The organism is Nitrobacter sp. CN101 (assembly GCF_055390255.1).
The window spans coordinates 1,888,035-1,912,481 of record NZ_AP038833.1 but is presented as its reverse complement, the minus strand read 5'-3'; the positions used below and the strand labels follow the sequence as shown (position 1 = coordinate 1,912,481).

The 24,447-nt window shown below is 58.3% G+C and carries 19 protein-coding genes and 2 pseudogenes; 12 read left to right on the top strand and 9 right to left on the bottom strand.

Translation table 11 applies throughout. The annotated features are described in order from the left end of the window. The first annotated feature begins 245 nt into the window (after positions 1-245). A complete protein-coding gene (locus ACZ5IL_RS09515) occupies positions 246-1,760 on the top strand; it encodes a CYTH and CHAD domain-containing protein (RefSeq protein ID WP_464596490.1) in 1,515 nt (504 codons plus the stop codon). Positions 1,761-1,902: 142 nt separating this feature from the next. On the opposite strand, the gene ACZ5IL_RS09510 is transcribed toward ACZ5IL_RS09515, so the two are convergent. Continuing rightward, entirely contained in the window at positions 1,903-2,142 is a 240-nt protein-coding gene (locus ACZ5IL_RS09510; RefSeq protein ID WP_464596489.1) for a DUF6894 family protein, read from the bottom strand. Positions 2,143-2,440: 298 nt separating this feature from the next. On the opposite strand from ACZ5IL_RS09510, the gene ACZ5IL_RS09505 reads away from it, so the two are divergent. After that, positions 2,441-2,782: a hypothetical protein gene (locus tag ACZ5IL_RS09505; RefSeq protein ID WP_464596487.1), complete on the top strand. Its 342-nt coding sequence runs from the start codon at positions 2,441-2,443 to the stop codon at positions 2,780-2,782. A 101-nt stretch (positions 2,783-2,883) separates the two neighbouring features. On the opposite strand, the gene ACZ5IL_RS09500 is transcribed toward ACZ5IL_RS09505, so the two are convergent. Next, on the bottom strand, positions 2,884-4,881 hold the full coding sequence (locus ACZ5IL_RS09500) for a PhoX family protein (RefSeq protein WP_464596486.1): 1,998 nt from the start codon (positions 4,879-4,881) through the stop codon (positions 2,884-2,886). 275 nt (positions 4,882-5,156) lie between these two features. On the opposite strand from ACZ5IL_RS09500, the gene ACZ5IL_RS09495 reads away from it, so the two are divergent. Then, positions 5,157-5,630, top strand: a complete 474-nt coding sequence (locus ACZ5IL_RS09495) for a nuclear transport factor 2 family protein (RefSeq protein ID WP_464596485.1) — start codon at positions 5,157-5,159, stop codon at positions 5,628-5,630. Positions 5,631-5,858: 228 nt separating this feature from the next. After that, complete coding sequence (locus ACZ5IL_RS09490) at positions 5,859-6,716, top strand: L,D-transpeptidase (protein ID WP_464596484.1); 858 nt, start codon at positions 5,859-5,861, stop codon at positions 6,714-6,716. 240 nt (positions 6,717-6,956) lie between these two features. Here the strand turns inward: ACZ5IL_RS09490 and ACZ5IL_RS09485 are convergent, their stop codons facing one another. Both ACZ5IL_RS09485 and ACZ5IL_RS09480 read right to left on the bottom strand, forming a co-directional pair. Then, positions 6,957-7,082: a hypothetical protein gene (locus ACZ5IL_RS09485; RefSeq protein WP_464596483.1), complete on the bottom strand. Its 126-nt coding sequence runs from the start codon at positions 7,080-7,082 to the stop codon at positions 6,957-6,959. A 734-nt stretch (positions 7,083-7,816) separates the two neighbouring features. Next, positions 7,817-8,956 carry a PepSY-associated TM helix domain-containing protein gene (locus ACZ5IL_RS09480; RefSeq protein WP_464596482.1) on the bottom strand — a complete coding sequence of 380 codons (1,140 nt, stop codon included), beginning with the start codon at positions 8,954-8,956 and terminating at the stop codon, positions 7,817-7,819. Between the two features lie 626 nt (positions 8,957-9,582). Between ACZ5IL_RS09480 and ACZ5IL_RS09475 the strand changes: the two genes are divergently transcribed. After that, positions 9,583-10,035 carry a hypothetical protein gene (locus ACZ5IL_RS09475; RefSeq protein ID WP_464596481.1) on the top strand — a complete coding sequence of 151 codons (453 nt, stop codon included), beginning with the start codon at positions 9,583-9,585 and terminating at the stop codon, positions 10,033-10,035. A gap of 98 nt (positions 10,036-10,133) precedes the next feature. Here the strand turns inward: ACZ5IL_RS09475 and ACZ5IL_RS09470 are convergent, their stop codons facing one another. After that, positions 10,134-10,820, bottom strand: a complete 687-nt coding sequence (locus ACZ5IL_RS09470) for a Fe2+-dependent dioxygenase (protein WP_464596480.1) — start codon at positions 10,818-10,820, stop codon at positions 10,134-10,136. A gap of 81 nt (positions 10,821-10,901) precedes the next feature. Next, complete coding sequence (locus ACZ5IL_RS09465) at positions 10,902-13,325, bottom strand: TonB-dependent receptor (RefSeq protein ID WP_464596479.1); 2,424 nt, start codon at positions 13,323-13,325, stop codon at positions 10,902-10,904. A 635-nt stretch (positions 13,326-13,960) separates the two neighbouring features. Between ACZ5IL_RS09465 and exbB the strand changes: the two genes are divergently transcribed. The 6 genes and pseudogenes from exbB to ACZ5IL_RS09435 all read left to right on the top strand — a co-directional run bounded on the left by exbB (position 13,961) and on the right by ACZ5IL_RS09435 (position 21,528). Beyond that, positions 13,961-14,830 carry a tonB-system energizer ExbB gene (gene exbB, locus ACZ5IL_RS09460; RefSeq protein WP_464596478.1) on the top strand — a complete coding sequence of 290 codons (870 nt, stop codon included), beginning with the start codon at positions 13,961-13,963 and terminating at the stop codon, positions 14,828-14,830. A 51-nt stretch (positions 14,831-14,881) separates the two neighbouring features. Then, the gene (gene exbD, locus ACZ5IL_RS09455) at positions 14,882-15,295 is read left to right on the top strand and encodes a TonB system transport protein ExbD (protein WP_464596878.1); all 414 of its coding nucleotides are present in this window, start codon (positions 14,882-14,884) and stop codon (positions 15,293-15,295) included. Beyond that, on the top strand, positions 15,292-16,047 hold the full coding sequence (locus tag ACZ5IL_RS09450) for an energy transducer TonB family protein (protein WP_464596476.1): 756 nt from the start codon (positions 15,292-15,294) through the stop codon (positions 16,045-16,047). The genes exbD and ACZ5IL_RS09450 overlap by 4 nt, the downstream gene beginning before the upstream one ends. Then, entirely contained in the window at positions 16,044-18,464 is a 2,421-nt protein-coding gene (locus ACZ5IL_RS09445; RefSeq protein ID WP_464596475.1) for a preprotein translocase subunit SecA, read from the top strand. Before ACZ5IL_RS09450 ends, ACZ5IL_RS09445 begins: the two co-directional genes overlap by 4 nt. A gap of 270 nt (positions 18,465-18,734) precedes the next feature. Continuing rightward, a pseudogene (locus ACZ5IL_RS09440) lies at positions 18,735-19,826 on the top strand (IS5 family transposase). Positions 19,827-20,196: 370 nt separating this feature from the next. After that, a complete protein-coding gene (locus ACZ5IL_RS09435) occupies positions 20,197-21,528 on the top strand; it encodes an AmpG family muropeptide MFS transporter (RefSeq protein WP_464596473.1) in 1,332 nt (443 codons plus the stop codon). 115 nt (positions 21,529-21,643) lie between these two features. On the opposite strand, the pseudogene ACZ5IL_RS09430 reads toward ACZ5IL_RS09435, so the two are convergent. Further along, positions 21,644-21,790 (bottom strand): annotated as a pseudogene (locus tag ACZ5IL_RS09430) (integrase core domain-containing protein); the annotation flags it as partial. Here ACZ5IL_RS09430 and ACZ5IL_RS09425 point away from each other — a divergent pair. Then, positions 21,751-21,954: a lipoprotein N-acyltransferase Lnb domain-containing protein gene (locus tag ACZ5IL_RS09425; protein WP_464596471.1), complete on the top strand. Its 204-nt coding sequence runs from the start codon at positions 21,751-21,753 to the stop codon at positions 21,952-21,954. The pseudogene ACZ5IL_RS09430 and the gene ACZ5IL_RS09425 sit on opposite strands and share 40 nt — an antisense overlap. 283 nt (positions 21,955-22,237) lie before the next feature. Here ACZ5IL_RS09425 and ACZ5IL_RS09420 read toward each other — a convergent pair whose 3' ends face one another. Together ACZ5IL_RS09420 and ACZ5IL_RS09415 are read right to left on the bottom strand one after the other, a co-directional pair. Then, positions 22,238-22,867: a response regulator gene (locus ACZ5IL_RS09420; protein ID WP_464596470.1), complete on the bottom strand. Its 630-nt coding sequence runs from the start codon at positions 22,865-22,867 to the stop codon at positions 22,238-22,240. Between the two features lie 219 nt (positions 22,868-23,086). Next, on the bottom strand, positions 23,087-24,010 hold the full coding sequence (locus ACZ5IL_RS09415; RefSeq protein WP_464596877.1) for a sensor histidine kinase: 924 nt from the start codon (positions 24,008-24,010) through the stop codon (positions 23,087-23,089). Positions 24,011-24,447: the final 437 nt, after the last annotated feature.

The window sequence follows — 24,447 nt, the reverse complement described above, 5'->3', positions numbered from 1 at the left end:
TCAGTGCTTGGGTTCTGGCTGCGCGGGCCACGCCGGTCGATCGTATGCCAGGGTTCAATAATCCAGACGAGACCGTTGCTGCGCCGTTACCCTATCTCTCTTCGTAAGGCAGTGGCGCATTTGGTCAGTGTCGAGGGCCTGAAAAGCGGACATCTACGGACGGAGACAGCCACCCCACATAACTAGCATTAAAACGCCTCGCTATCAGAACGTTGAGTTTGGATTTGTCAGAGGAGAAACAACCCGTGGGCACGGAGATCGAACTCAAGCTCGCCACGTCGAAAAACGGTCTGCACCGGGCGATGATGCTGCCTTGGCTAAAAAAACAGGCCAGTGAAAGCGGCTGCAAACAAGCACTCACATCGGTCTATTTCGACACCGACGATTTCGCTTTGCGCGAACACGGCGTCAGCTTGCGGGTACGCAGGGTTGACGGACATCGACTTCAAACCATCAAAGCCAATTCCAGTGCGCTTATAACGCGCGACGAGTGGGAAACAGCGATTGACCGCGATCAGCCAAATCTGGAGTTCGCTCGCGACACTGCACTCGCGCCCCTACTAACTGCCGAGCTTACAGAGCGCCTGAGTCCCGTCTTCGAGACGCAGGTGGAGCGCGTGGTCATTCCCTTGCATTTTGGCAACAGCGATATTGAACTTGCCTTCGATCAGGGTCGCGTGGCCACCATGGATGCGAAGCTCGACCTGGCGGAAATCGAGATCGAATTGAAATATGGTGATCGGCGTGACGCGGCACGACTTGCAGAAAGGCTTGCGCGCAGCGTTCCCATCACGCTGTCCGTAGGTTCCAAAGCAGAGCGAGGCTATGCGTTGCTCGAGGGTGCGCTGGACGCCCCTGTCTTTTCCGAGCCTGTCGTGATTGGGAAAAAGGCCACGGTCACCGAGGCTTTTCTCACGGTGAGTTTCGCCTGTCTGCGCCAGATCGCGTGGAACTACGGCGCTGTGCGGCACGGGGATCCCGAAGGCATTCACCAAATGCGGGTCGGCTTGAGACGGCTGCGCGCGTCGCTATCGCTGTTCAAGAAGATATTGCACGACGGCAAGGTCACCAAACTAAAACGAGAGCTGAAATGGCTCACTGGGCAGCTCGGTCAGGCGCGCGACTATGATGTTTTCGTCAGGAAGGCCCTGGTTTCGTATCGCGCTGAGCACAGGGATCGGCGCGAGCTCGAAATACTGCAGAATGAGCTCGAAAGAACCCGCAACGCTGGTTTCGCAACCGCAAGAGCGGCCGTTGACAGCGAACGTTTCCGTCGTCTTTTGCTGGACGTCGCGTTAAGGCTGCTCGATAGTGGGTATCACAACGACAGTGATGCTCTAGCGCGGGCTTTGGGTGGATGCCCGGCGCGGACGTTCGCGCAGAACGAGCTGGCGCGCCGTATCCACAAGATCAACAAGCGGTTACGCAAGCTTAAGCAGCTTGATGGGCGTAGACGTCACAAACTGCGGATTGCAGTGAAGAAGGTACGGTATGGTCGCGAATTCTTTAGGACTCTCCGCACGGGTGGCCGAAAGTCCGGACGTAAGCTCGATCACGCCCTGGAAAAGCTACAGAGTGGGCTCGGCGACCTCAACGACATGCGGATGCATCTTCAGCAAGCACTCGACTTCGCGCGATCCAGCCCAGCGGCACAAAGGGCTTTCGCGATTGGCTGTCTCATCGGCCACGAGGAGGCTACTGCAAACGACGTACTGGCGGAGGTGATTGCGGCGGGGAAGCACTTGCGGAAGACGGCATGACTTCTCTGCAGCGAACGAACCGGTCGCTTGGCTAAATCCGGAAGCCGCGGTCTGCCTCTCGTTCAGGCGTAGTGGGCGCACCGCTGCCCTCCGATAGTAACCCTGCCTTCGAAGCGGTTGATCGAAAACATGGCCGGTCGGACTATGATCTCACATGAACTGTAAAGCGTGCTTGCAAGACAGGACCTTTATCATCACGAACCTCAACCGCTAAAAGGCCGCCCTGACCGTCGATACGGCGACTACGGATGGCATCTTTTGCAAGGTCAGCTAACGACAGCGCAGCTTCTTCCTGTGCAGAGTGGGACGAAGCGAGCTCAAGCCCTTCATCGTCGGGCATAAGGTCATCTCCATCGCGCAAATCGAAATAGTAACGAGTCATCGGCAAGTCCCTGATCAATCGGATACAGCCCGTAAGCGCCAGATTTGTTCGGCCGCGCGTGCGTCTGCGGGTGATAAGGTTCGCCAAGTTGGTAAACCTCGAAGACCACCGTGTGATGACGCCGTCTAGAGCCGCGGTGCTGACTACTTGGCCATCTCCGAAGTTTGGTGCTCTGGCCGACGAAAATGAGCCCATGCTCGTTGATCACAAGACCGCGAGCGGAGTTCACGACGACGCAGAAACGTCATCTCCTTGACTTGCCTCGTTACTACGATCGCTATCGATGCGGGAGGCTCCCATGCAAAAGAAATTATGCCACGAGCAGATTGCAAAAGCGCTCGTTGAAAATGCGATCAACGACGGCTTTCTAATTTCGGTCACGGGGACGCAAATGGTTGTCGACCGATCACGGAATTTCGCCGAGATCACCCAGGCGATGTTCAGCACCGATATGGACACGCTCGCACTAGATGTCGAAACACGGCGTGTCGGTATCGTCACTTTGGCTTACGGCAACGGCGGTAACGGCTCGAGTGTGATCAGCGACCACACTGACGTCCCGCACATTAGCCGTCTAGTTGAGCACACCCTGAAGGAACTTGAAGTGAACTTCACGCCGAACCCGCAGGAGCCGGGCTAACCTTCTATCGGTCATCCAGGGCGGGGCAGACGTCCTCATGGTGGATCTTCCCCATCGCGTCATCATTCGGGCATCGCCGCGCAGTGGTATGAGCAGACCGATCAAGCTCCGACGATACCACCATCCTCGCGGGTAATCACAAGCGTCGTCGACCGCGGCACCGCTGAACCGCCGGCTGGCCAGTGGCTACCAAGACGTCCTTGCGCAAACTCATCGGCGCTCGTATGCGCCCCTGGATGCTGGACGTTGACGAACATGGTGCGGCCGTCCGGCGTCGTCGTCACGCCAGTGATCTCCTGCCCCAGCGGTCCTGTCAGAAATCGACGAATCTCTCCCGTCATTGGATCTGCGCATAGCATTGCGTTGTTTCCGAACGGCTCATAGCGGCCCTTGTTCAGTGCGCAGTCGCCGATGTCGGTCTGGATCCACAATCGGCCGTTGGCGTCGAACCACAGCCCATCAGGACAAGCGAACAGGCTGTTATCGTCCAGCGGACGCCCAGTCAGGTCGCGGCCAGAGGCCTGGTCGCCACCGATGACAAACAGATCCCAGCGGAAGCTTGTCGCTGCGTGGTCAGCGCCTTCTTCAGTCCAACGCACGATATGCCCGAAATAATTCTCAGCGCGTGGATTTACCTTGTCGACCTCATCCGGCTTGCGCTTAACATTGCTCGTGAGACTGAAGTAGACCGCGCCGGTCGTTGGCTCAATCGCGCCCGATTCCGGCCGGTCCATACGGGTGGCGCCGACATGTTTCGCCGCGGCGCGGGTGTTGACCAGCACCTCGGCCTGACTGCCGAATCCGTTTTCAGACGTCAGGCCGTTATGACCAACCGCAAGCGCCAGCCAGTCGCCGCTCCCGTCATCATTGAACCGCGCGACATATAGCGTTCCGTCATCGAGCAGATGGCTGCCCGAGCTGGCGTTGTTATAGGGCTGCGCGCTGACGAATTTGTAAATGAACTGGAACATGGCATCGTCGCCAGAATAGCAGACCAGCGGCTTGCCTTCGGTCGTCGGCGCGAAGACAACACCCTCATGTGCGAAGCGCCCCAGCGCGGTGCGCTTGACCGGTACCGCACCGGGTCGCGACGGATCGATCTCCACCATCCAGCCAAAGGCGTTTGGCTCGTTGCGATAGTCCTCGGCCGGGCTTTGCGCTTTGCGCGAGGCATCGAAGCGAACGAAAGCATCGTCGCCGTTGTCGGCCAGCTCCCAATGATAGCGCGTCTTGCCGCGCGGCACCCGATACTGGCTGTGCTCCCGCGGCTGATCCGGCTTGCCTTCCTTGCTGTCGTCGTTGCGAAAATACAGCGCCCAGTTCTCCTCTGCGGCAAGATAGGTGTTCCACGGTGTCGCGCTCGACGCACAATTGCTCAGCGTGCCGCGTACGCAGGTGCCGTCTGGGCTGTATTTCGTTTTGACGAAGTCGCTCCCGCGCACGGGTCCAGCCAGCTCCATCGGCGTCAGCACGGTGACGCGGCGATTGCGCGGGTCGACAACGGTCACCCATCGGCCACCGGCCTCGCGACGGATCCTAACGACACTGACGCCATGCGCATTCATTTCCTTGAGCACGTCGTCAGCCGGTCGGCGGCCATCGATGAGATATGCATCTTCGGCGCAGAGCTTGAGACCTGAGGCGGAGTTGTGCATTAACCGCGGCTCGACGTATTCGTGGTTGATAACAAGCAGCCCGTCATCGGTATGGCCATCGATTGCGAAGAAGTGCATCCCGTCATGGTGACTACCGACCTGCATCGCCTGATCCTCGGCGCTGTTGTCGATCGTGAAGGCTGGCATGCGGCCCAGGATTGGCTCGCCCCATGGCAGGATGAACTGCACGCGGTATCCTTCGGGAACGGCCACCCTATCGGCACGGCTGACCGGGATTGGTTTGAAATCGAGGCGGCCCTCGCCGGCTCTTCCATCACCAGGGCGGACGAACAACGCGGCGACCGCTGTAGCCAGCGCGCCAGCGAGCACGTCCCGGCGCTTCAAGCGCCGCGCGACAAGATCGCCAAAACGCGGGTTTCCGGTCTCAAGGCATGGCGGCTCATCACCGCCGTCGCCGCGAATAATCTCGATGGTCTGGCTCATCTCGGACCCCCAATAGAAGGGTTCGAAATTACCGCCGCTGTATGACAGTTAGTTCACGCCATCGATGGCAGGCGAAGATGGTTCAAGCCTCATAGTTCGATAAGGACGATCTGAAAGATCAGCTTGGCCATTTGATTTGGCCCTTTTATTGTTCCAACTCCAAGGACGAACTGCTCACGACAATTCTGACAACGCCTCTGGAATTTCTGAGCACACCGGCCACGACTGAAAATCGGGCCTGCGTGCCATCGCTAACATCAACAGGAGAATTACAAATGTCCGAAGTTCGTCCGCCAGTCCCGCCGTTCACGCACGAAACCGCAGTCCTCAAGGTGCGAGGAGCCGAGGACGGCTGGAATTCCCGCAATCCAGAAAAGGTCAGCCTCGCATATACTTTGGACAGCCGCTGGCGGAATCGGAATGAGATTTTCTCCGGCCGCAAGGCGATCGTTGAGTTCCTGACCCGCAAATGGGAGAAGGAACGAGAATATCGCCTCATCAAGGAATTGTGGGCATTCAGCGATTCACGCATCGCCGTGCGCTTTGCGTACGAATGGCAAGACGCGGGCGGCAACTGGTTTCGCTCTTACGGTAACGAAAACTGGCAGTTCAACGAAGCTGGTCTTATGGCTGTCCGCCATGCCAGCATCAACGACCTCTCGATCACAGAGAACGCACGCCTCTTCCATTGGGCTATCGGCGCCCGCCGCCCGGATGATCATCCGAGCCTAAGTGATCTCAATCTTTGAGTCTCCTAGCCTCCTCGGCCACGCACCGTGGTTTTCAGGTCGCCGATCGCGGTGAAGCGGGTCTAGCCCGCTTACCGCAACCTCTGTAATGCTGAGACTAGGCCGATTTTAGTTTGCCAAAACGAGTATTAACGACGCCTGACGATCTCCGGCCCAAGCGAAATCGCTTCAAAGTTTATTATAATTTGCTGAGATACTCCTTCCCGGAAAACGGACCTGGGAAGAAATATGGGTAAGCGGGCCAAACGCGGAAAGACAGAGTCGATAACACTTCCGGTCGCAGGAAGAGTTGCAGTCGGCGTCGTGGCCGCTGCCGCATTGGGGTACATTTTTCTGTCTCGCCCTGCGAGCGTCGAACCAATACGGAGGCCGTCCGCGCGTTTAGTCCAAGCACCGTCGACCCCAGCTCACGTATCAACTTCAGTTCGTGTAGCGTCAACTCAAGCTGCAACCCCTGCCCCCGCGCCACGGGTCGAAACACCAAAAGCCGCTGACGCTCCCGGTAGACTTGTTCGGCAGGTGGTTGACTACGTCAGCCACCAGACGCCAGGCACGGTCATCATCGATACAGGAAACACATTCCTTTATCTCGTTTTGAACGACGGGCAAGCGATGCGCTACGGTATCGGTGTTGGCCGCAAAGGTTTTACATGGTCCGGCGAGCAAGCTGTGGCCCGCAAAACAGAATGGCCGGATTGGCGTCCACCTGCAGAGATGCTGTCGCGTCAGCCATATCTGCCGCGCTTTATGGCAGGTGGTCCCGGCAATCCACTCGGCGCTCGGGCGATGTATCTGGGCGAGACCGAATATAGGATTCACGGCACCAATAAGCCCGATACGATTGGGAAGCGTGTTTCGTCCGGCTGTATCCGGCTGACCAATGAGGACGTGATGGACCTTTATGAACGGGTGAAAGTCGGAGCGAAAGTGATCGTGCTTCCGGTAACCGCTGCTCAGCGACCATCGCAGGGAACCCCGTCCGACCCTGCCTTCCGATCGCCCGACCCAGCATTGCCGTCGAACCGGCCATCGGCAACCAATGCGCAGGTGCCGTCATCTCGGCCGAAGATGGCCAAGGCTCAGTAAGTTACGTGCAGCCTATGTTTCTATCCGAGAGTCGAATGGATGATGCGGGGACTAAAATAGTCGTCGACAGACCCAGAGTGCCTTCAGGACCTACCGGCGAGATCGCCATGAGAAGGATCATGGTCTCAGGCTCGACCACTTCCTTCTCAGCAGTGGTCGCATCCCGTTTGGTCGCAGCGGGCGTGGATGGCAACGTAAGCGACTAAGACAACGCCAGCGATCAGGCGCCGCGTGGATCCACTACAATTCCGAAGGATCATCCGGCCTTAGATAAGGGCCATAGAACACATCCTGCCGCCACTCATAGAGCTTCACAACAACAGCACCCATCGCAACTACAACAAAAAATAGAGCCACCTCGAACATCGTCGATCTCCAATCCGTGCGACAACACTTCGATCGACGCGATGGATCGGTCAACGATATCTAGGGGGTAGTGTTAATTTGCATAGCGGACGGGCATCGAGCCGTCGCGTTGCAGTTCCAGATTTAACCCGAAGCCGCAACATCAAGCTTAATGCGCGAGTTTCATTGCGCGGAGACTAAGCGAGGCTAAAGCTTCTTCTCACCGGGAAATTGCCGCTAGCCCGGGCCGCGCGCGAAGATCCGAATATGAATCTAAAGTACGCTTAAATCACTCGGCACTTGCCAAATGCTTATAGCAAAACAGCACTCGCAAATTCACCGCTGGCAGGATCTCGGGTACGACTGAAAGCCACAGCGCAGATATGTCCCGCAGTTCGCGCCACCTGCGACGGGTGACGACTCTCCCCGGCAAGAAAAAAGAGCCGGCCTTGTCAGTCCCTGACCAGACTCAAGTCAAAGCTCGACGCGTATTACGTGCCTGGAGTTAAGCGGTGAAGGCCAGATTGGTCACAGACACTTTTTCGGGAAACAGACCGGCCCTTAATCCAGTAAAAAGCTGCGATTGTTACCGGCACAGCGAGTGCCAACCACGAAACCGCGTCCGAAAGACCATTGCCCAAAAGAGCAAACGTAAGCCCTGCTGTGGTGACAGCGGCTATAAGGACAGGCACACGGAAAACTTCCCAAACCGTTCTGTGGACGACTTTTTGCCGGGGAATGTGGATCTGAGGCATTCAATACTCACGCTTCGGATCAACCATCCGAGGTATGCTGCGAGAGGCGCGATCGATCCCAAAGGACCGTTTTTTAATTGCCCATAAGTAAAGGCCGCTCAACAGGATGATGATCGTAATAATATCGAAAAGCGCCCAGATGATTTTTAGAGGCAACTCCCCATAGTCTCCAAAATGGAGCGGACGTGAAACCTGCAATACCTTGAGATACCAAGGAACCTGCGGCGCAATCATGTTTGACGCGTCGTTTGCATCGACCAGAATGGGTTCACGCATCCGAGCCGTGAATGGCGTGCTGCCCTTGGTCCCCACGATGAGGTGTTGCGGGCTTCCGAAACGGCCAGAGGTCGGCATGATGATCTGCGTGATGATCCGGTCCGGGAATTTCTCTTGCACGTTATCAACGACTGCTTGAATGGACGGAACTCGCGCAACCGGCTTTCCTGCATAGGAAGCAAGCAGGGTCGGCAAATACTGAGCACGCCAGAGGTCGGACAACGGAACCGCAAGTGTGTTGATTGTGCCCGTCAGCCCCACAACCAGTGCCCAGGTCACGGTCACGATACCCAGAAGATTGTGCCCGTCCAGCCACTTCACACGAGACGATGCGTAGCGAATTGAGCCGAAATCCAGCCGCCTCATGAACGGCCAGTAAACGACAATGCCCGACACGATAGAGACCACGAAAACAAGACCTATCACGCCGAGAAAAAGCTCGCCGGGCAGACCGACGAACATATCCCTGTGAATCCGCAATATGATGTTCATGACGTCCAGATGCGGCACCTCATCTCCCAGTACTTCAACGGTCCGCGCATCGAACGTCGTGCGACGGAACATGCCTGGGAGTGGAACTGCAGTGGACGATGTCGCAACGCTCACTACCGGTTCAGTCTGACTTGGCTGCATGAAAAGGATGAATTGGCCGGGGTATAGTTTTTGGGCAGCCTCGACTACACGATCCAACGATGCCCGAGGGGTATTCGCTGCCATCGGGGGCGCGGATATTTCCTCTTCGAATAGCTCATCAATCTCATGATGAAAGATCAGCGGCAGCCCGGTCACGCATAGCATCAGCAAAAACAACATGCTGACGAGCGATGTCCACGTATGGATGCGAGACCATATTTTGATCGTCATTTGTGCATCAGAAGTTGGATGTGGCCGACACGAAGTTAAGCCCGAGGAGTTGCAAGCGTGATAGCTCCGCTATGCGGCCGACGCCCAGTAAGCCTGGTTTCCGACATTCTACCATCCCCCGGACAATAATCGGTTTTCCGTTCCAAGGCGAGGCAAAGGTGTATCGCGATCTCATTCTGCTATTTGGAAACGCTGCAAATACAGGCGCAAAAACTGAGGATTCGCCATGTTCCGTTGAGCGACATTTGTCGTTCCTATCGCGCGAGTTTCTCGTAGCGACCGGTATCTGAAAACCGTGGTTGATCAGCCGAACGGCGGATACATCAATGATGCTGACGCGAGAATGATGCTGACGCGAGCGTGCTCAGACCAAAGACCCATCTACTAAGTCAAGGTACGGATACGCGTACTGCCGGTCGCCTTCCCTCTGGCTCTAAGATTACGTGACGAACGGGGATGAAGGGGCCTGCCAAAGCCTGAGGGATCGACGGCACAGTTCCGACTCTTAGGGTTACGCCAGCGCAAAGCGCAAGACAGTTTTCGAAAAGATCGTGCTCGATCAAAGACAGGTCAGATTGGGTGCAGCGCGGTTGAATCAAACATCCACCAATATGAGGAGATTGCCTTTGCACACGCTAGTTAAGGACGATCTCTCCGCCGAGCAGGATTCGCCGCCGCGTCAGCGAGATTACAACCGGCGTCGCTTCCTCGCATGGCTCCGCGACGAGGTCGCGATCCTGCGCGCACTCGGCATGGATCATCGGCGCATCGCCGCGCAGCTCGATATCGAAGAGCACGACGTGCGAGCGTTTTGCCCGAAGCCGCGCGAGAAAGACCCGCGCCGCAACCTGCCGCGTCGCGCCGTGGAAGCGCTGCTTCATGGCCGTCACGCCTCGATCGGCGGCAGGACCGTCGCCAAGCGCAGCCGCCATCTCGCCGTGATTGCCGCCGCCTACACCTGGGACGAATTGTTGTCCGAGCCGGGCGTCGGATCCGTCACTGCAAACCAGATCCGCCTCTGGCTCGAAGAGCGTGGCGGGAAGTTGCGTTACGGGACGGCAGACCCTCAGTCGTACTGATACCGAACGATCGCTATTGTTGCGGATGCATCAGCTTCAGCGCTCATGGCCGTTTCAGCAATCTTGTCTCGCCGCGCTCGGGCCATGCACGTTGGATTTCAGGTCTGCGCCCATTGTCGCAGCAGGTTGTGATAAAGTGAGGTCAACGACACCACGGTTGGATGCTCGGGGTGGTCAGCGTTGAGGCGAATGATCGACATATCCAGATCGAACATCATGGCGCGTCGCGACACATCGCTGATCATGCTTTCGGTCCAGAAGAACGACGCGACACGCGAGCCCCGGGTCACCTTGGTGACATGGTGGACGCTGGTGCCAGGATACACGATCATGTCGCCAGCCGGCAGCTTCACGGAATGGGTACCGTAGGTGTCCTCAATGACCAACTCGCCTCCGTCGTATTCCTCCGGAGACGAAAGAAACAGCGTTGACGATACGTCAGTCCGCACACGCATTCCTGTGCCGGGAACCATACGGATGGCGTTGTCGACGTGCGAGCCGAAATTCATCTCGCCGTCGGCATCGTAGCGGTTGAACAGCGGCGGAAAGATCGTCTTCGGTAGCACCGCCGACACAAATAGCGGATTGCGGTTGAGGGCTGCCAGCACAATGTCACCGAGCTCGCGGGCTTCCGGCGTTCCCTCCGGCAATTGCAGATTGCGCTTGACCTGCGCCGATTGATGCCCGGCCGTAATTCGCCCGTCCACCCATTCGGCACGCGCCATCACCTCTCGGCAATGTTGCACCTGCTCCGGCGTCAGGACATTCGGAACTCGTACTAGCACCGGGACGCTCCTTGAGATAAAGAGCCGGCGCCTTACGACGCCGGCTCCGATATCGTTATCCTCGACCTACCGTAACGTGAGTTATTTACTCACGTAACGCTCAGCCTTCACCGGATAATCCGGGGCGACCGGCGGCGGCGGCACGAAGCTATAGCGGTAAGTCAACATCGCGGTCCGCCCCGCGGCCGGAACGGCGTGACCCTGGTAGTACTGGGCGTAGTACAGCTCATCCGTCAGGTTGTAGATGTTGAGCTGCAGCATCGAGTCCTTCGTGACCTTATAGCTCGTCATCAGATCGAGCTTCCAGTAGTTGGGCACGTAGTTTGTGTTCTGGACATTGGCGAAGGTTTGCGCCGCATAAACGGCACCGCCGCCGACAGTCCACAGCGGCGTTAGTTCGTAAGTGGTCCACAGCGTAAAGTTATGCGGTGGCGTCTGGGGAAGCTGGTTGCCCAACTGCGCAAGATCGGTCGTATTGAGGATCTTGGAGTCGAGATAGCTGTAGCCCGCGAACACGCCCCACTTATCGGTGAGCTTGCCCGCGGCGCCCACTTCCACACCATCCACGCGCGCCACACCGCCGAGCACCAGCGCCGCATTCGTGGCCGGATCGATCGGAATGCGCATGTTGGTTTTCTCGATGCGGAACACCGCACCGCTCAGCGTCAACTTGCCGTGTAGAAGATCGACCTTGGTGCCGACTTCCATCGTCGTGTTGCGCTCGGGAGCTAGCCTGGAGTTCGCCGCGTTGTTGCCGGCGTCGCTCAGCACATCGAACTCCGCCGCCGGATTATTCGACACGCCATAGGCGGCGTAGACCATTGAATTATGGGTCGGATGAAAGACACCGCCGACGCGCCAGGCGACCATCTGGTCGGCCCGACTGAGCTGCTGGCTCGTGGGCGGTACCGCCGCGAGATTGGTATAGGTCGTTCGGAAATCGTCGTAGCGGATCGATCCGAGCAATTCGAAGTACTCGTTGATCTTAACCTGATCGAAGCCATAAACCGCGTAGTCCGTCGAGATAGTGTAGTTCGGCTGAAGGAAACCGTTGTTCGGTCCGCCATAAGTCGTATCGACCGGAGCGAAGGCGCTGGTCCGGCACGCCGGATCGGTTGGCAAGCAGTAATTGGCACGCACCTGATCGCGGGTTTGCTGCGAGGCTAAAGCACCCAGCGTGAAGGTATGCTCCAGGCTGCCGGTGTGGAACTTGCCGGTCAGATCGGTCTGATTGATGAACAGCGTGTTATCGGTCAACGTCTCGAAGTGTTGCCGCCCGATCGTCATCAGTTCGACCGGATAGCCCGGCGGCGGCGGCGCTATCGCAGGCCCAGCTGCTGGCTGAGGTACCACGAAAGTGCTATTCGCATTACCAAGGCTACGCGGTGGGGTCGGCCGCGCCATGCGGTCGACACTGACGTATCGGGTCGAGTTCGAAATCTTCAAGCCGTCGTCGAAATCATGTTCGAACCGGGCTGTCGCGATGTGGGTATTAGTGACCTGACGGTCGGCCAGAGGGCCACCAGCCACGCCGTAAAAATTTTGGCGGGGAACCGGTATCGGCGGTGTCGCCGCGCCATTGCCGAAATAGCCGGGGTTGGTCCTCGCGCCGGTCACCGAACTGTAGACCGGCGGCGGCAGATATGGATGACCGTAATCCGGCACGCCATCCTCGCCTTGATAAACATAGCTGAAGATTGCGCGGGTATCCGGCGTAAACTCCGCTTTGAGCGACGGCGCGACACCCCAGCGCCTTGCGAAAATGTGATTTCGGTCCTGGACAGGAATGTCCTGATACATCGCAGCAATGCGGCCGGACAAATTCCCCTGTGTCCCATTGGCATCGACATCGGCGCGATAACCGCCGCTGCTGACGCCGCTGACGGTGCTATTCACGAAGGTGGTCGCTTGCGGCACCTTCGAGACGGTGTTGATCGCGGCGCCGGTCGAACCACGACCGAAGGCAAATCCCGACGGCCCTTTGTAAACTTCGACGCGATCGCTGCTGAACATGTCGCGCGTGTACCAGCCCGGATCGAGAAGGCCGTCGCGGTACATGTCGCCGCGTGCCGCGAAGCCGCGCACAATCGGCGTATCCCCCTGATTGCCGCCTTCGCCGGCGCCGAAGGTGATGCCCGGCACCGTTCGCAGCGCATCTTCCATGGTGAGAACCCGCTGCTCCTGGATCACCTGCTGCGTCACCACGTTGACGGTTTGCGGCGTATTGGAGAGCGGCACCGGAAGGCGGGCCATTCCTGCCTGCGCAGGCGCCTGATAGCCAGTGACGCCATGCGCGTCGCCGAGCATGGGATTGACCTGAACGTTGCTCGGCGTGGCAGCAACAACTGGCGCTGGGGCAACGTGTGCAGGCGCGTGATGTGCGGTTCTTTTCTTGGCTTGCCGCTTTGGCGCAGTGACACGAACCTGCGGAAGATCCTCTCCGCTGGGCGCCGGCTGAGCATCGGCGAAATCGGGGATCAACATGACCGCGGCAACGCCGATCATTGCTCTCCCCCATCCAACTACCGACGAATCCTCTGCTTGTCTGTCAAGATTGCTTGTACCACCCGTACGATCTGCCGATGAAATAACCATTGCCCCAATTCCTCGATTGCCGACCCCTACGGAAACAGAAACAGTATCCGCGACGACGGCTCGTCATTAGCTTTAGACTTTGTCGTTGAGCAATATGTCTGAGGCACAATTCGAAGCCGTTTATAGAAGTTCTAACGCCGTCCATCTGCGTATCCCTAACGAAATCAACCGGCGCGAGTAACCAGCGTCTTCTCGCCGCGTCTCTTAAAGAGATTCTAAAAATGTTTGCCGGTTTGCCTGTTTGATTCGGAAAGCCCAGACGCTAGACCACTCGCCAGATGCTTGCGCACTCGTTCTTGGCCCGCTCGGATGGCCCAGACCAGTGCATGATTGTAGAGTCTTTCACCATGAAGCTGTCTTTGAATGTCTCACGTATAATGGTGGGAAACGACCGAATGCGGATCGCAAGGGCTTCAGCGGTCGGGCTTGCATGCCTCTTGATGTTGGTGATGTTGGCGGTTGGACCGCACCCCGCTTACGGTCAGTCATTATCGCGGCCCGGCTCTCACGACGCCGTTTCTTCTGGCCAGAATCCTTCGCTAGGCGTGCAATCAACGCCTAGCGCACCGCAGACGACGCAACTTAATTCCCAGCAACCCGCGTCGCAGACCGCACCTGACACAAAAACGTCTCCCGCCGAGCAATCGGCTGCGCCGGCGACGCCGTCAGTCGAACATCAAACACCGCCAGCGACCGAACTAGTCGAAGTCTCCGAGTCGATCCTGCCGCATGAACTGACGCCTATAGGCATGTTCATGGCGGCCGACTCCATCGTGAAAGCGGTGATGATCGGTCTGGCGCTCGCTTCTGTCGTGACCTGGTCGGTATGGCTTGCCAAGACAATTGAGTTGCTCAGCGCACGGACCAAACTTGTGCGCGATCTTCATAGCGTGGAAGACGTTCGCTCACTTGATGAGGCGAGCAAGATATTACGGCAGTCCGGCAGTGATATAGCCATCCTTACCAAGGCCGCGCGCGCTGAGATTCATCGTTCGCAGGACGCCATGAACCATGACGGGGTCAAGGAACGAGTCGCTTCGCTGTTCAGCCGCATTGAGGCGGGCGCTTCACGGCGCATGACCCGCGGGACCAGCATTCTGGCCACTATCGGATCGACCGCACCGTTTGTCGGGCTTTTCGGCACCGTCTGGGGCATCATGAATGCCTTCATCGGCATTTCGAAGACGCAAACCACCAACCTCGCCGTCGTCGCGCCTGGCATCGCCGAGGCTTTGCTGGCGACAGCCATGGGGCTTGTCGCGGCGATTCCGGCGGTGATGATCTACAACATGTTTTCGCGCTCCATCACCGGCTATCGCGGCTTACTCGGAGACGGCTCGGCGGAGCTGATGCGCATGGTGAGCAGAGATCTCAATCGTGCGGAGATGATACCTCATCGGATAGCTGCGGAGTAAGGAGTAACACCCGTGGGCGTTTCGCTTCAGTCGGCATCGTCCGAGGACGAGATGACGCAGGTCAGCGACATCAACGTGACGCCGTTCATCGACGTCATTCTCGTGCTGTTGATTATTTTCATGATTGCCGCGCCGTTGGCGACCGTCGACATCCCCGTCGACCTGCCGGCATCGACGGCGGTGCGCCAGCCACGTCCGGAAAAGCCGATCTTCATTACGCTCAAGGCCGACCGTACGCTGGCGGTCGGGGAGACGCCGCTCTCGCGTATGGCGCTAGCTGCCTCGCTGGCCTCGCTGACATCGTCGGATCACAGCAAGCGTCTGTTCGTTCGCGCTGACAAGACCGTTCCCTATGGCGAGGTGATGTCGCTGATGAACGATTTGCGGTCTGCAGGGTATCTGAAGATCGCCCTGGTCGGGCTTGAGTCCGCGGGCGGAGCGCAATCCGGGGAAACCGCGCAATGAGCATGTCGCGCCTTTACAGCCACGTGACGCGGAAAGAAGTGCTGCGCTGGGGCACCTGCTTCGTTGCAATGTTGTCGATACATGGCGCGGTCGCGGCCGCCCTGCTCATGACTCCAGCTGAAGGCGATACCTTCGATACCGTCACGGCAATCGAAGTCGATTTTACGACCGAGTCGTTCCGCGACGCCGAGGCCAGAGACGTGGCGCCGGGCGAAGAGCAAATGCAGACCGATGAGGCTCCTCCGCCTCAGGAGAAGGCCGAAGTCAAGACCGAGAAGGAGCCGGAGCCCGAACCGCCACTTCCGCAGGTAGCCGAACCGGATGTTGCGCTGGAGACCCCTCCTGAGCAGAAGAAACAGGAGGAGGAGAAAAAAGAAGAAAAAGAAAAGACTCCGAACGCAACGCCACCGGTGGTCGCCTCGTCCGTCACGACGGCGCCAACCGCCGCGGCTGCACGTAAGGCGCCACTCGTGAGCTGGAAACGGAAGCTGGCCCTTCACCTTCAGCGCAACAAGCGATACCCGCGGGATGCCCAGGCCCACCATGAAACCGGAACAGCGCGGGTGTTCTTCATCGTTGACCGCAATGGTCACGTTATTTCCAGCCAAATTGCGAAAGGCAGCGGTTCTGCAGCTCTCGATCGCGAAACGCTCGAACTCCTGCAACGCGCGCAGCCATTGCCTCAGCCTCCGAACGATGTCGGCGGTACTCAGTTTGCTTTTACGATGCCGATTCTTTTTGAGTTTCAATGATCCCACGCCTGGCAAGGCGCGCGCTTAGTTTCGGCACCCGTCGGAAACTGACACAATACGAAGCGACAGCCGACCGGATCCTTGCCCAGGAATCGGATTGTCGACGACTATCTTCCGGCGGGTTGCTTGATCGCGCTTCCCAACTGCGCCGGCGGATACAGGCCGGCACGGCCATCGATGAGATCAAGCAAGAGGCTTTCGCGCTGGCTCGCGAAGCTGCGTGGCGTGCGCTAAGCGAGCACCCTGTTCCGGTGCAGATCATCGGCGCTCTCGCCCTTCATGACGGTCATCTTGCTGAGATGAAGACCGGTGAAGGCAAGACGCTAACTGCCGCGCTCGTCTGCGCGCTCAATGCTTTGACGGGCCGGGGCGTTCACGTCGCCACGCCGAACGACTATCTGGCTGAGCGCGACGCCGCCTGGATGCGGCCGTTCTACGACTTACTCGGACTCAGCACCGGCGTCATCACGCAGGAGATGGACGACGACAGCCGGCGCGAAGCCTATCGTTGCGATATTACCTATGGCATCGCCAGCGAGTTCGGTTTCGACTACCTGCGGGACAACCTGAAATTTTCGGCCGCGGAAACTGTGCAGCGCGGCCATTCATTCGCATTGGTTGACGAGGCCGACGCCACCCTGATCGACGAGGCCAGCATGCCCTTGGCGCTGTTTGGGCCGCTTGGTGATCACTCCGGGTTTTATCACGCGATCGATGCCGAGGTCGCCTCGTTGCAGCCCTCACACTACGAGATAGATCATCGTCGACGCGTCGCGCTGACCGAGGCGGGATACAGTGAGATCGAGTTGCGGTTGCAGCAACAAAGATTGCTGAAGACTTCGACGACGCTACATGACATTGCGTCGATCTCACTGCTCCACCACGTCATGCAGTCGCTGCGGGCTCATGTGGTGCTCGCGCGCGACCGCGACTATGTGGTTGAGAACGGCAGCGTGACCATTGTCGATCGGCTGACGGGCCGACCGATGCCGGGGCGGCGCTATGATGAAGGGCTGCATCAGGCCCTCGAAGCCAAGGAAGGTTGCGCCATCGGAGAGGAAACGCGTACGCTCGCCGCGATCACGTTTCAGACCTATTTTCAGCGCTACGCCAAGCTAGCCGGCATGACCGGCACAGCAAAAGCGAATGCAGAAGAATACCGGGAGATCTACGGCCTCGACGTGATTTCAATTCCGACACACCGACCGATGATCCGTGTCGACGAAGCCGTGCTCCACTCCACCGCTGCCGGTAAGTTTCAGGCGATCCTGCGGGAGTTGGAAGACGCCGCCGCGCGCGGTCAGCCCGTACTGATCGGCGTTCCATCAATCGAACGATCGGAAGCATTAGCAGCGATGCTTGAAGCTAACGGCTGGCGGCAGCAAAACGCACTAGCTCAGAATCCAGGTTCAAGCCGCACTTTCTCCGTCCTTAACGCCAAGCATCACGCCCGCGAAGCCCAGATCATCGCTGAAGCCGGCGCTCCGGGCGCGGTGACGATCGCTACCGCAATGGCCGGCCGGGGCACGGATATACGGCTTGGCGGCGAACATGCCGATGCGCCAACACGCGCCAGGGTGATTGCCGCAGGCGGGCTGCTGGTTATCGGCACCACCCATCACGATCATGGGCGGATGGATGAACAATTGCGCGGTCGCGCCGGAAGGCAAGGCGATCCGGGGCGATCGGTCATTCACGCCTCGCTTCAAGACGAGTTTCTGCGGACTGCTGCGATCAACGCGCCACCAACACCGTTAACAGAACAAGCCGCCACGATCGCGCCTTCGGTTGCGACCCGCCTGATCGAGGCGGCGCAGAAGCGGCATGAAATGCGCAGTTTCGATCGCCGCCTTGGACTCCTGCGTTTCGACACAATCATTCAACGCCAGCGCGACAACGTTTTCGATTTGCGGCAAAGCATCCGCGACGGGAGCGATACGCTCATGTTGGTAAAGCGCCTGCGTCATGAGACGGTCGACGATCTGATCAATCGTTTCGCCACGCCAACCGCTCCATGGGACATTGCCGGGCTGGATCACGCCATCCGGTCCGTCCTGACTCTTGCCATTGATATCAGACCTCCATCGAGCGATCCCAAAACCGACGCAAAGGCCCTCACCCAGCTCATCACCGCGGCGGCCGATCGCTGGATCGACGGCAAGATAGCCAGCATGGGTGAGACGATGTTTATTGATATCCTTCGCCGGCTGATGATGGCGCTGATCGATCACCTTTGGTCGGAGCAATCGGAACGCCTCGATCATCTCAAGCGCAGGATCGGCGACCGCGGGCTTCCGCCGCATAAGATCGTTGCGGAATTTCAGCTTGAAGCATTCGCACTATTCGAACGAACGATCGTCGATTTCCGTCGCGACGTGACGGCCTATTCCATGCGCGTCGCTATTCTTCCGACGTGAGACGCCTGCCCTGCCCCTCGTCAAACGTCCATTCATAAGGATGCGGCGCGGGCGTATTGCCTGTCAATCGCCTTACCGGTCTCCAATAACTCATGGATCAGCCGTAGCACATTGGAGCGACGATCCCCTCGCGTCAGCCAAGCTTGTTCAAAGCGTTTTCAAGTATTGTATCAACGCATCCCGTTCGGCCTAGCAGGCTGTTGAAAAAGGCCAGTCGCGGTTGAGCTGTGAGCATGATTCATTGGCTTTGAAGCGATTTGGATCTGATGGGTGCGCGGTGGTGACAATCTGACTGGCGAGTTGTTCAGCTACGTTGATCTGGAGGCGCGGGTTCGGCGCGATCACCCGCTTCGCGCCATCCGGGTAATTGTGAATGAAGCGCTTGTCGCTTTGGAGCGGGAGTTCGCGGCGCTGTATTCGCCACTCGGGCGGCCGTCGATCCCACCCGAGAAGTTGCTCAGGGCGATGCTGTTGCAGGCGTTCTACTCGATCCGCTCGGAGCGGTTGCCTATGGAGCGGCTGGAATACGACCTTCTGTTCCGCTGGTTCGTGGGCATCGGCGTCGACGATCCAGCCTGGGACCATTCGGTGTTCTCGAAGAACCGCGACCGGCTGCTTGAGGGCGACATCGCGGCCAAGTTCCTGAGTGCGGTGCTGGCCCAGCCCAAGGTGGAGAAGCTGCTGTCGAGCGATCACTTCTCGGTCGACGGCACGCTGATCGAGGCCTGGGCTTCGACGAAGAGCGTCAAACCGAAGGACGGCTCTGGCGAGCCGCCGGCCGGCGGCGTCGGGCGCAATGCCGAAGCCGACTTCCACGGCGAGAAGCGGACTAACGACACGCATGCTTCGACCACCGATCCGGACGCAAGGCTCTACAAGAAGGGCAAGGGCAAGGAGGCGAAGCTATGCTTCATGGGTCATGGGCTGATGGAGAACCGCCATGGCCTGTTGGTCGACGCCTGCCTGACGCTGGCCGGCGGACATGCCGAGCGGGTGGCGGCGTTGCACATGATCGAACCTCGCGCCGACCGGCCCCTGGCCATCACACTTGGCGCTGATAAGGCCTATGACACGGAGGACTTCGTCAACGAGTTGCGCGCGATGAAGGTGACGCCGCACGTGGCGCAGAACACAAGCGGCCGAAGCTCGGCGATCGACGGGCGCACGACGCGGCACCGCGGCTATGCCATCAGCCAGCGTCTCCGCAAGCGCATTGAGGAAGCGTTCGGCTGGATCAAGATGGTTGCCCGCCAGGACAAGACCCGCTTCCGTGGCCGCGACCGCGTCGGATAGGCCTTCACCTTCGCAGCCGCCGCTTACAATCTGGTGCGATTGCCGAAGCTCATGGCGGTGCCAGCATGACCCGCCGTCTCACGGCCACGCCAAACTGCTCGACGGCGGCTCAATCCAGATCGCATTCGCCTATCACAACGGCGATCAAGCCATCCCCAAAGCCAGACCGAACACTTCTTCAACAGCCTGCTAGGTCAGACTACGGCCAATGATGCAATTCGGTAGCTTGGTCTTGTCAATCTCGCGTCTTGGCGCGTCGTAAACAAACCGCTCGTAAAGGCGCGCACTGATTTCTAAGGATGACTCGCGACGGCCTGGAAAATGATAGGCTTTGTAGGACACACTCCACTTCAGGTGGTTTCGTGCGGCTCTCATGAAGCCGACAAAACGGTAGAATGAGCTCCCGGCATCGGCCGGCTACTAATGCGAGGACCCCGGGATGCAGACGACGATCACAAGTACCGGTACCGAACGCGTCCCGTTCTGGTCAGCCCTCGTCAAGGACAGACGGATGGCTCCAGCCCTGGGCCTTGGGTTCACGTCGGGCATGCCGTTCCTGCTAACCTATTCCACGCAATCGGCTTGGCTCACTGATGCGGCGGTGCCGCTGGCGACGATCGGCCTGCTCAGCGAACTGACCTTCGCCTACAAGTTCAAGTTCGTGTGGGCGCCATTTCTCGATCAATACGATCCGCCGATAATCGGACGTATGCTCGGGCGGCGGCGCGGTTGGTTGATCGTAGCCATTCTCGCTGTCATGGCCATGCTGACCGGGATCGCTTTTGGCAATCCAGGATATTGGATCTGGTGGACAGTCGGTTTCTCAATCGCACTCGGAATTGCGGGCGCAACGCTCGATCTGGTGCTCGACGGTTGGCGTATCACGAGCGTGCGACCGCCAGAGAAACAGGCGGTGCTGTCCTCATGGACCGAGGTCGGCTGGCGCATTGGCAATCTCGCCGCTGGCGCGGGCGCGCTTTACCTTGCGGATCGCATCGGTTGGAAGGGCGCCTATCTGTGCATGGCTATCCTGATGCTGGTAGGCATTGTGGCGACGCTATGCGCACCCGAGCCACCCTCCGATATGGTGCCCCACAAGCCGCATACCGGCTTCGTCGAAACAATCTGGGCGCCAATCCACGACCTTCTCAAGCGATTGGGTCCGATGGCCGTCGTGATCCTGCTGCTCGTCGCGGGCTTTCGCATGCCGGGCTACATTGCTAGCGCGATGGCGGTGCCGCTCTTCAAGCACCAGGGATTCACAAATACCGACATCGCGACCGTGACCAAGGTCTTCGGTTTCTGGATCGCGCTTGGTGGCACCTTCATGGCCGGTTGGCTGATCCCGCGTATCGGCATGATGTCGAGCCTCCTCATTGGCACCGTCGCGGGCTCGGCCTCTCATCTTGCGCTCGCGTTTCTAGCGGCACATGGCGGGGATGGAGGTAAGGCGTTCTGGACCTTCGCGCTGGCCGTCGGCATTGAAGGCTTTGCCTACGCCTTCGCGTCGGTCGTGCTCATCACTTACATGTCGACGCTCGCTTCAGTGGAACACGCGGCAAGCCAATTCGGCCTGCTGACCTCCCTTTGCGCCTTTCCGGGCAGCATTCTGGCTGGATTTTCGGGCTTCGTGATCGAGCATACGGGATTCGTCTGGTTCTTCATCTGGACCTCTCTCATCGGCATCCCCGTCGCGCTGCTTGCGGTCTTTGTATGGTCCCGCGTCGGGATTTCGGACGAGGCGCAGATCCAGATCCGGGAAGGGCATTAGCATTTTTTGAGGTCGATCGAGTTTCACGCTTAAGTTTTGGGAAACGTCGGCTGTGGGCGCAATGCATTCGCCAATATGGCTTGGCCTGCCCCTATGAGGTGGTCCGGTTTCAGTCTTAATGCATGATCGGCTTTTCGGCCATTGTTTGCGCGGCTGGCGGAGGCGATCGGGGTGGCTTGGACGACCATAGGATTGCCGGTGCCGGCGGTTTGTATCCGAGCGATGAGTGTGGTCGCTCGGTGTTGTAGTAGCGCCGCCAAGAGTGCGCGCCGACTATTTCTTGTCTATCTGAACCGGATCAACGAACTTACCGACACGCCTGAATTCTATCACCTGCTGACCAATAGCTGCACCATCAATATTATCCGCTACGCCAATGCGGCAGGCAGGGGCGGTTCGATATCCGCCACCTACTCAACGGCTTGATCGATAGCTATCTTTACCACTCGGGCCGAGTGGACACGACGTTGCCGTTCGAAGAGCTGAGGCGACGCTCTCTCATCAATGAGGCCGCACAGGCCGCCGACGGGAAATCAGATTTTTCTGAGCTCATCCGGGTCAATCTGCCAACGATTCCGCGATGAACTACGCGATGTCCCGTCCACCTCATCAGAGATTCTTGTTGGTCCAGTCCATGCCCGCAAACGAAGTGAGCTGAGAATATTTCTCTCAAGTCCTGCAATTATTGGAAAGATCAATCGCCGTTTTGTTACGGCTCTATCATGTTGGACCTCACCGCGTATCGCACGAGGCTTGCGATTGAATTGATCTCCAATTTTCGCATGGCTGTCGCACGATGAGCTTCGGTGGTCTTCACACTGAGATTGAGGAGGGAGCTAATCTTTTTGTTGCTGTAGCCTTCGGCCACCAGCGTGACTACATGCCGCTCGCGTGGAGAGAGCTTCTGGCCCCCTGCGTCCGCGCCGTTCCTTTCGCAGCGCGGCCCGACGCTAAACCGCCCATCATCGAACGGCCTATGCATCATTAAAGCCTCGACGGCCGCCAACAACATCTTGTTTGCGTCAGATTTGACTAGATATGCGCGCGCACCAGCCCGAAACGCTTCCTGTGCCAGCACCCTAGACTCATGCACAGTGAAGATTAGGACTTCCGTCTCCCGCAAATGTTTGCTGATGAGTCGCGCAACTTCGACTCCCGTCATATGCGGGAGCGAGAAGTCCAGGATTGCAACGTCGGGGCGCTTCTCAAGGGCGACCTCGAACGCCCTCCTGCTGTCATCCACATCGGCAATGACCTCCCAACCGGGACGCTGCTCCAGCACCGCACGCAGACCGAGCCGGACGGCGGCATGGTCGTCCGCTATGAGAATTCGTTTCATCTTCCAGAAGTTCTCCGGAGGACATTCTCGAACCTCAGGATAAATCACTAGGTAGAACTATCTATGATGGCGAATCCCATTAATGGATCTGGCGTCCCAAAATGTGTCCGGCGCCCTCGCTGAGATTCTACTCCAGGAAAAGCGGCAATTCGCGACCGCTGGCACGAGTTTGACTTCGGCCCGCACCCCCGGGAATCGTTTACCCACGAACTCTGCGTTTTATTGCGTATTTGCTTTGGCCTTGGCAGTCGCCGCTACCGTCTTCCGTTTACGCACCTTCGTCGTAAAGCCATGAGCGAACACAGCATATACTGTCGTGCCAGAGTGCGGCACTGCCGGATCTGAATGGATTTCGAGTCTGCCGCCGATCTGTTTCAGCCTCGCGCTCATTGTCGGAATTCCAACACCGGTCGATATTGCCTTCACACCGCGGCCCGCACGCCCGGCTGACAGACCGCATCCGTTATCGCTGATCATAAGGCGGATGTGAGCATCAGTTTCCTCAAGGACAACTTTGACCTTGGTGGCCTTCGCGTGCCGAAATACATTCGTAAGCGCTTCCTGGGTGACCCGTAGCAATAAGCGCTGATGCTCTTTTGGCAGTCGGTCGACAGCGCGCGTGATGTTCGTACTGACATCCAGCGACGTTCGCGTGGCGAAACTTCGCGCATAGCACTCGATCGTCGTTTTCAATCCGTCGACCGTCAGTGCTTGGGGATACCGCAAATAAGTGAATGCGCGGATTTCCTTTAACGCCTCGCCGATGGATGCATCAATTTCATCGAAAAGTCTCTCGGCATTGACCGAAGTGCCTAAGTGGGTGCGCATTCGCATGAGACTAAGGCTTGCGGCAATCAGGTGCTGGCACGTGGAATCATGGAGCTCCGATGCGAACCGCTGATGGATGTCCTCCTGGATGGAAGCAAGGCTAACATTCCTACGAATGTCATCCTCCCCGCGCAAGATCCGGTGGCTACCGATCAATCGGACGCCACCGTCTGGATGGATGACCGGAACGGCCGTCGTCTCCGTGTCGTGCCTTGAACCTCCAAATGCAAGTCCGTGACGGACCCTGACCTCACTCCCTTGTGCAAGACATGCCTGGAAAGCTGAGCAAATTAATCGAGCGTCTTCCGCGCCCATATAGCCGAAGACATCCAGTTTCCTGATCTTCCGTGACGAAACTCCAAGGGCGGCCTCGAAGGCTGGATTGATGGCCTCATACGTAAAGCGTCCCGCGCTCAAGGGACGCACAGCAAAAAGAAGATCCGAAGCGCGACTCCAGTAAAGCTGATCGCAGCTTGCTTCCAAACCGGTCAGTGACACCTCGCCAAGCACGGTTCTGCGCGTCATTGTGCTGCTCATTAATTCACAGAGTAGATACCCTACTATCTTGAATATGCATGTGGGCGCCTAAGCATCACAAGACACCCCTTATAATATTAAAGATCCCGCCGCGGAGAAGATCAACACCAATTGATCGGATGGCCTCCCGATTCGTCGCGAAGATACCCCCAAGTGGACCATTGTCTTGCCGCTTGCAGCTGCTCGAGACCGCGGCAAGGCGGCCCTTGACCGCG

Coding starts and splice junctions, on each gene's coding strand:
- ACZ5IL_RS09510 (WP_464596489.1), bottom strand. CDS start 2,142: ATGACTCGTTACTATTTCGATTTGCGCGATGGAGATGACCTTATGCCC.
- ACZ5IL_RS09505 (WP_464596487.1), top strand. CDS start 2,441: ATGCAAAAGAAATTATGCCACGAGCAGATTGCAAAAGCGCTCGTTGAA.
- ACZ5IL_RS09500 (WP_464596486.1), bottom strand. CDS start 4,881: ATGAGCCAGACCATCGAGATTATTCGCGGCGACGGCGGTGATGAGCCG.
- ACZ5IL_RS09495 (WP_464596485.1), top strand. CDS start 5,157: ATGTCCGAAGTTCGTCCGCCAGTCCCGCCGTTCACGCACGAAACCGCA.
- ACZ5IL_RS09490 (WP_464596484.1), top strand. CDS start 5,859: ATGGGTAAGCGGGCCAAACGCGGAAAGACAGAGTCGATAACACTTCCG.
- ACZ5IL_RS09485 (WP_464596483.1), bottom strand. CDS start 7,082: ATGTTCGAGGTGGCTCTATTTTTTGTTGTAGTTGCGATGGGTGCTGTT.
- ACZ5IL_RS09480 (WP_464596482.1), bottom strand. CDS start 8,956: ATGACGATCAAAATATGGTCTCGCATCCATACGTGGACATCGCTCGTC.
- ACZ5IL_RS09465 (WP_464596479.1), bottom strand. CDS start 13,325: ATGATCGGCGTTGCCGCGGTCATGTTGATCCCCGATTTCGCCGATGCT.
- exbD (WP_464596878.1), top strand. CDS start 14,882: ATGACGCAGGTCAGCGACATCAACGTGACGCCGTTCATCGACGTCATT.
- ACZ5IL_RS09450 (WP_464596476.1), top strand. CDS start 15,292: ATGAGCATGTCGCGCCTTTACAGCCACGTGACGCGGAAAGAAGTGCTG.
- ACZ5IL_RS09445 (WP_464596475.1), top strand. CDS start 16,044: ATGATCCCACGCCTGGCAAGGCGCGCGCTTAGTTTCGGCACCCGTCGG.
- ACZ5IL_RS09435 (WP_464596473.1), top strand. CDS start 20,197: ATGCAGACGACGATCACAAGTACCGGTACCGAACGCGTCCCGTTCTGG.
- ACZ5IL_RS09425 (WP_464596471.1), top strand. CDS start 21,751: ATGAGTGTGGTCGCTCGGTGTTGTAGTAGCGCCGCCAAGAGTGCGCGC.
- ACZ5IL_RS09420 (WP_464596470.1), bottom strand. CDS start 22,867: ATGAAACGAATTCTCATAGCGGACGACCATGCCGCCGTCCGGCTCGGT.
- ACZ5IL_RS09415 (WP_464596877.1), bottom strand. CDS start 24,010: ATGGGCGCGGAAGACGCTCGATTAATTTGCTCAGCTTTCCAGGCATGT.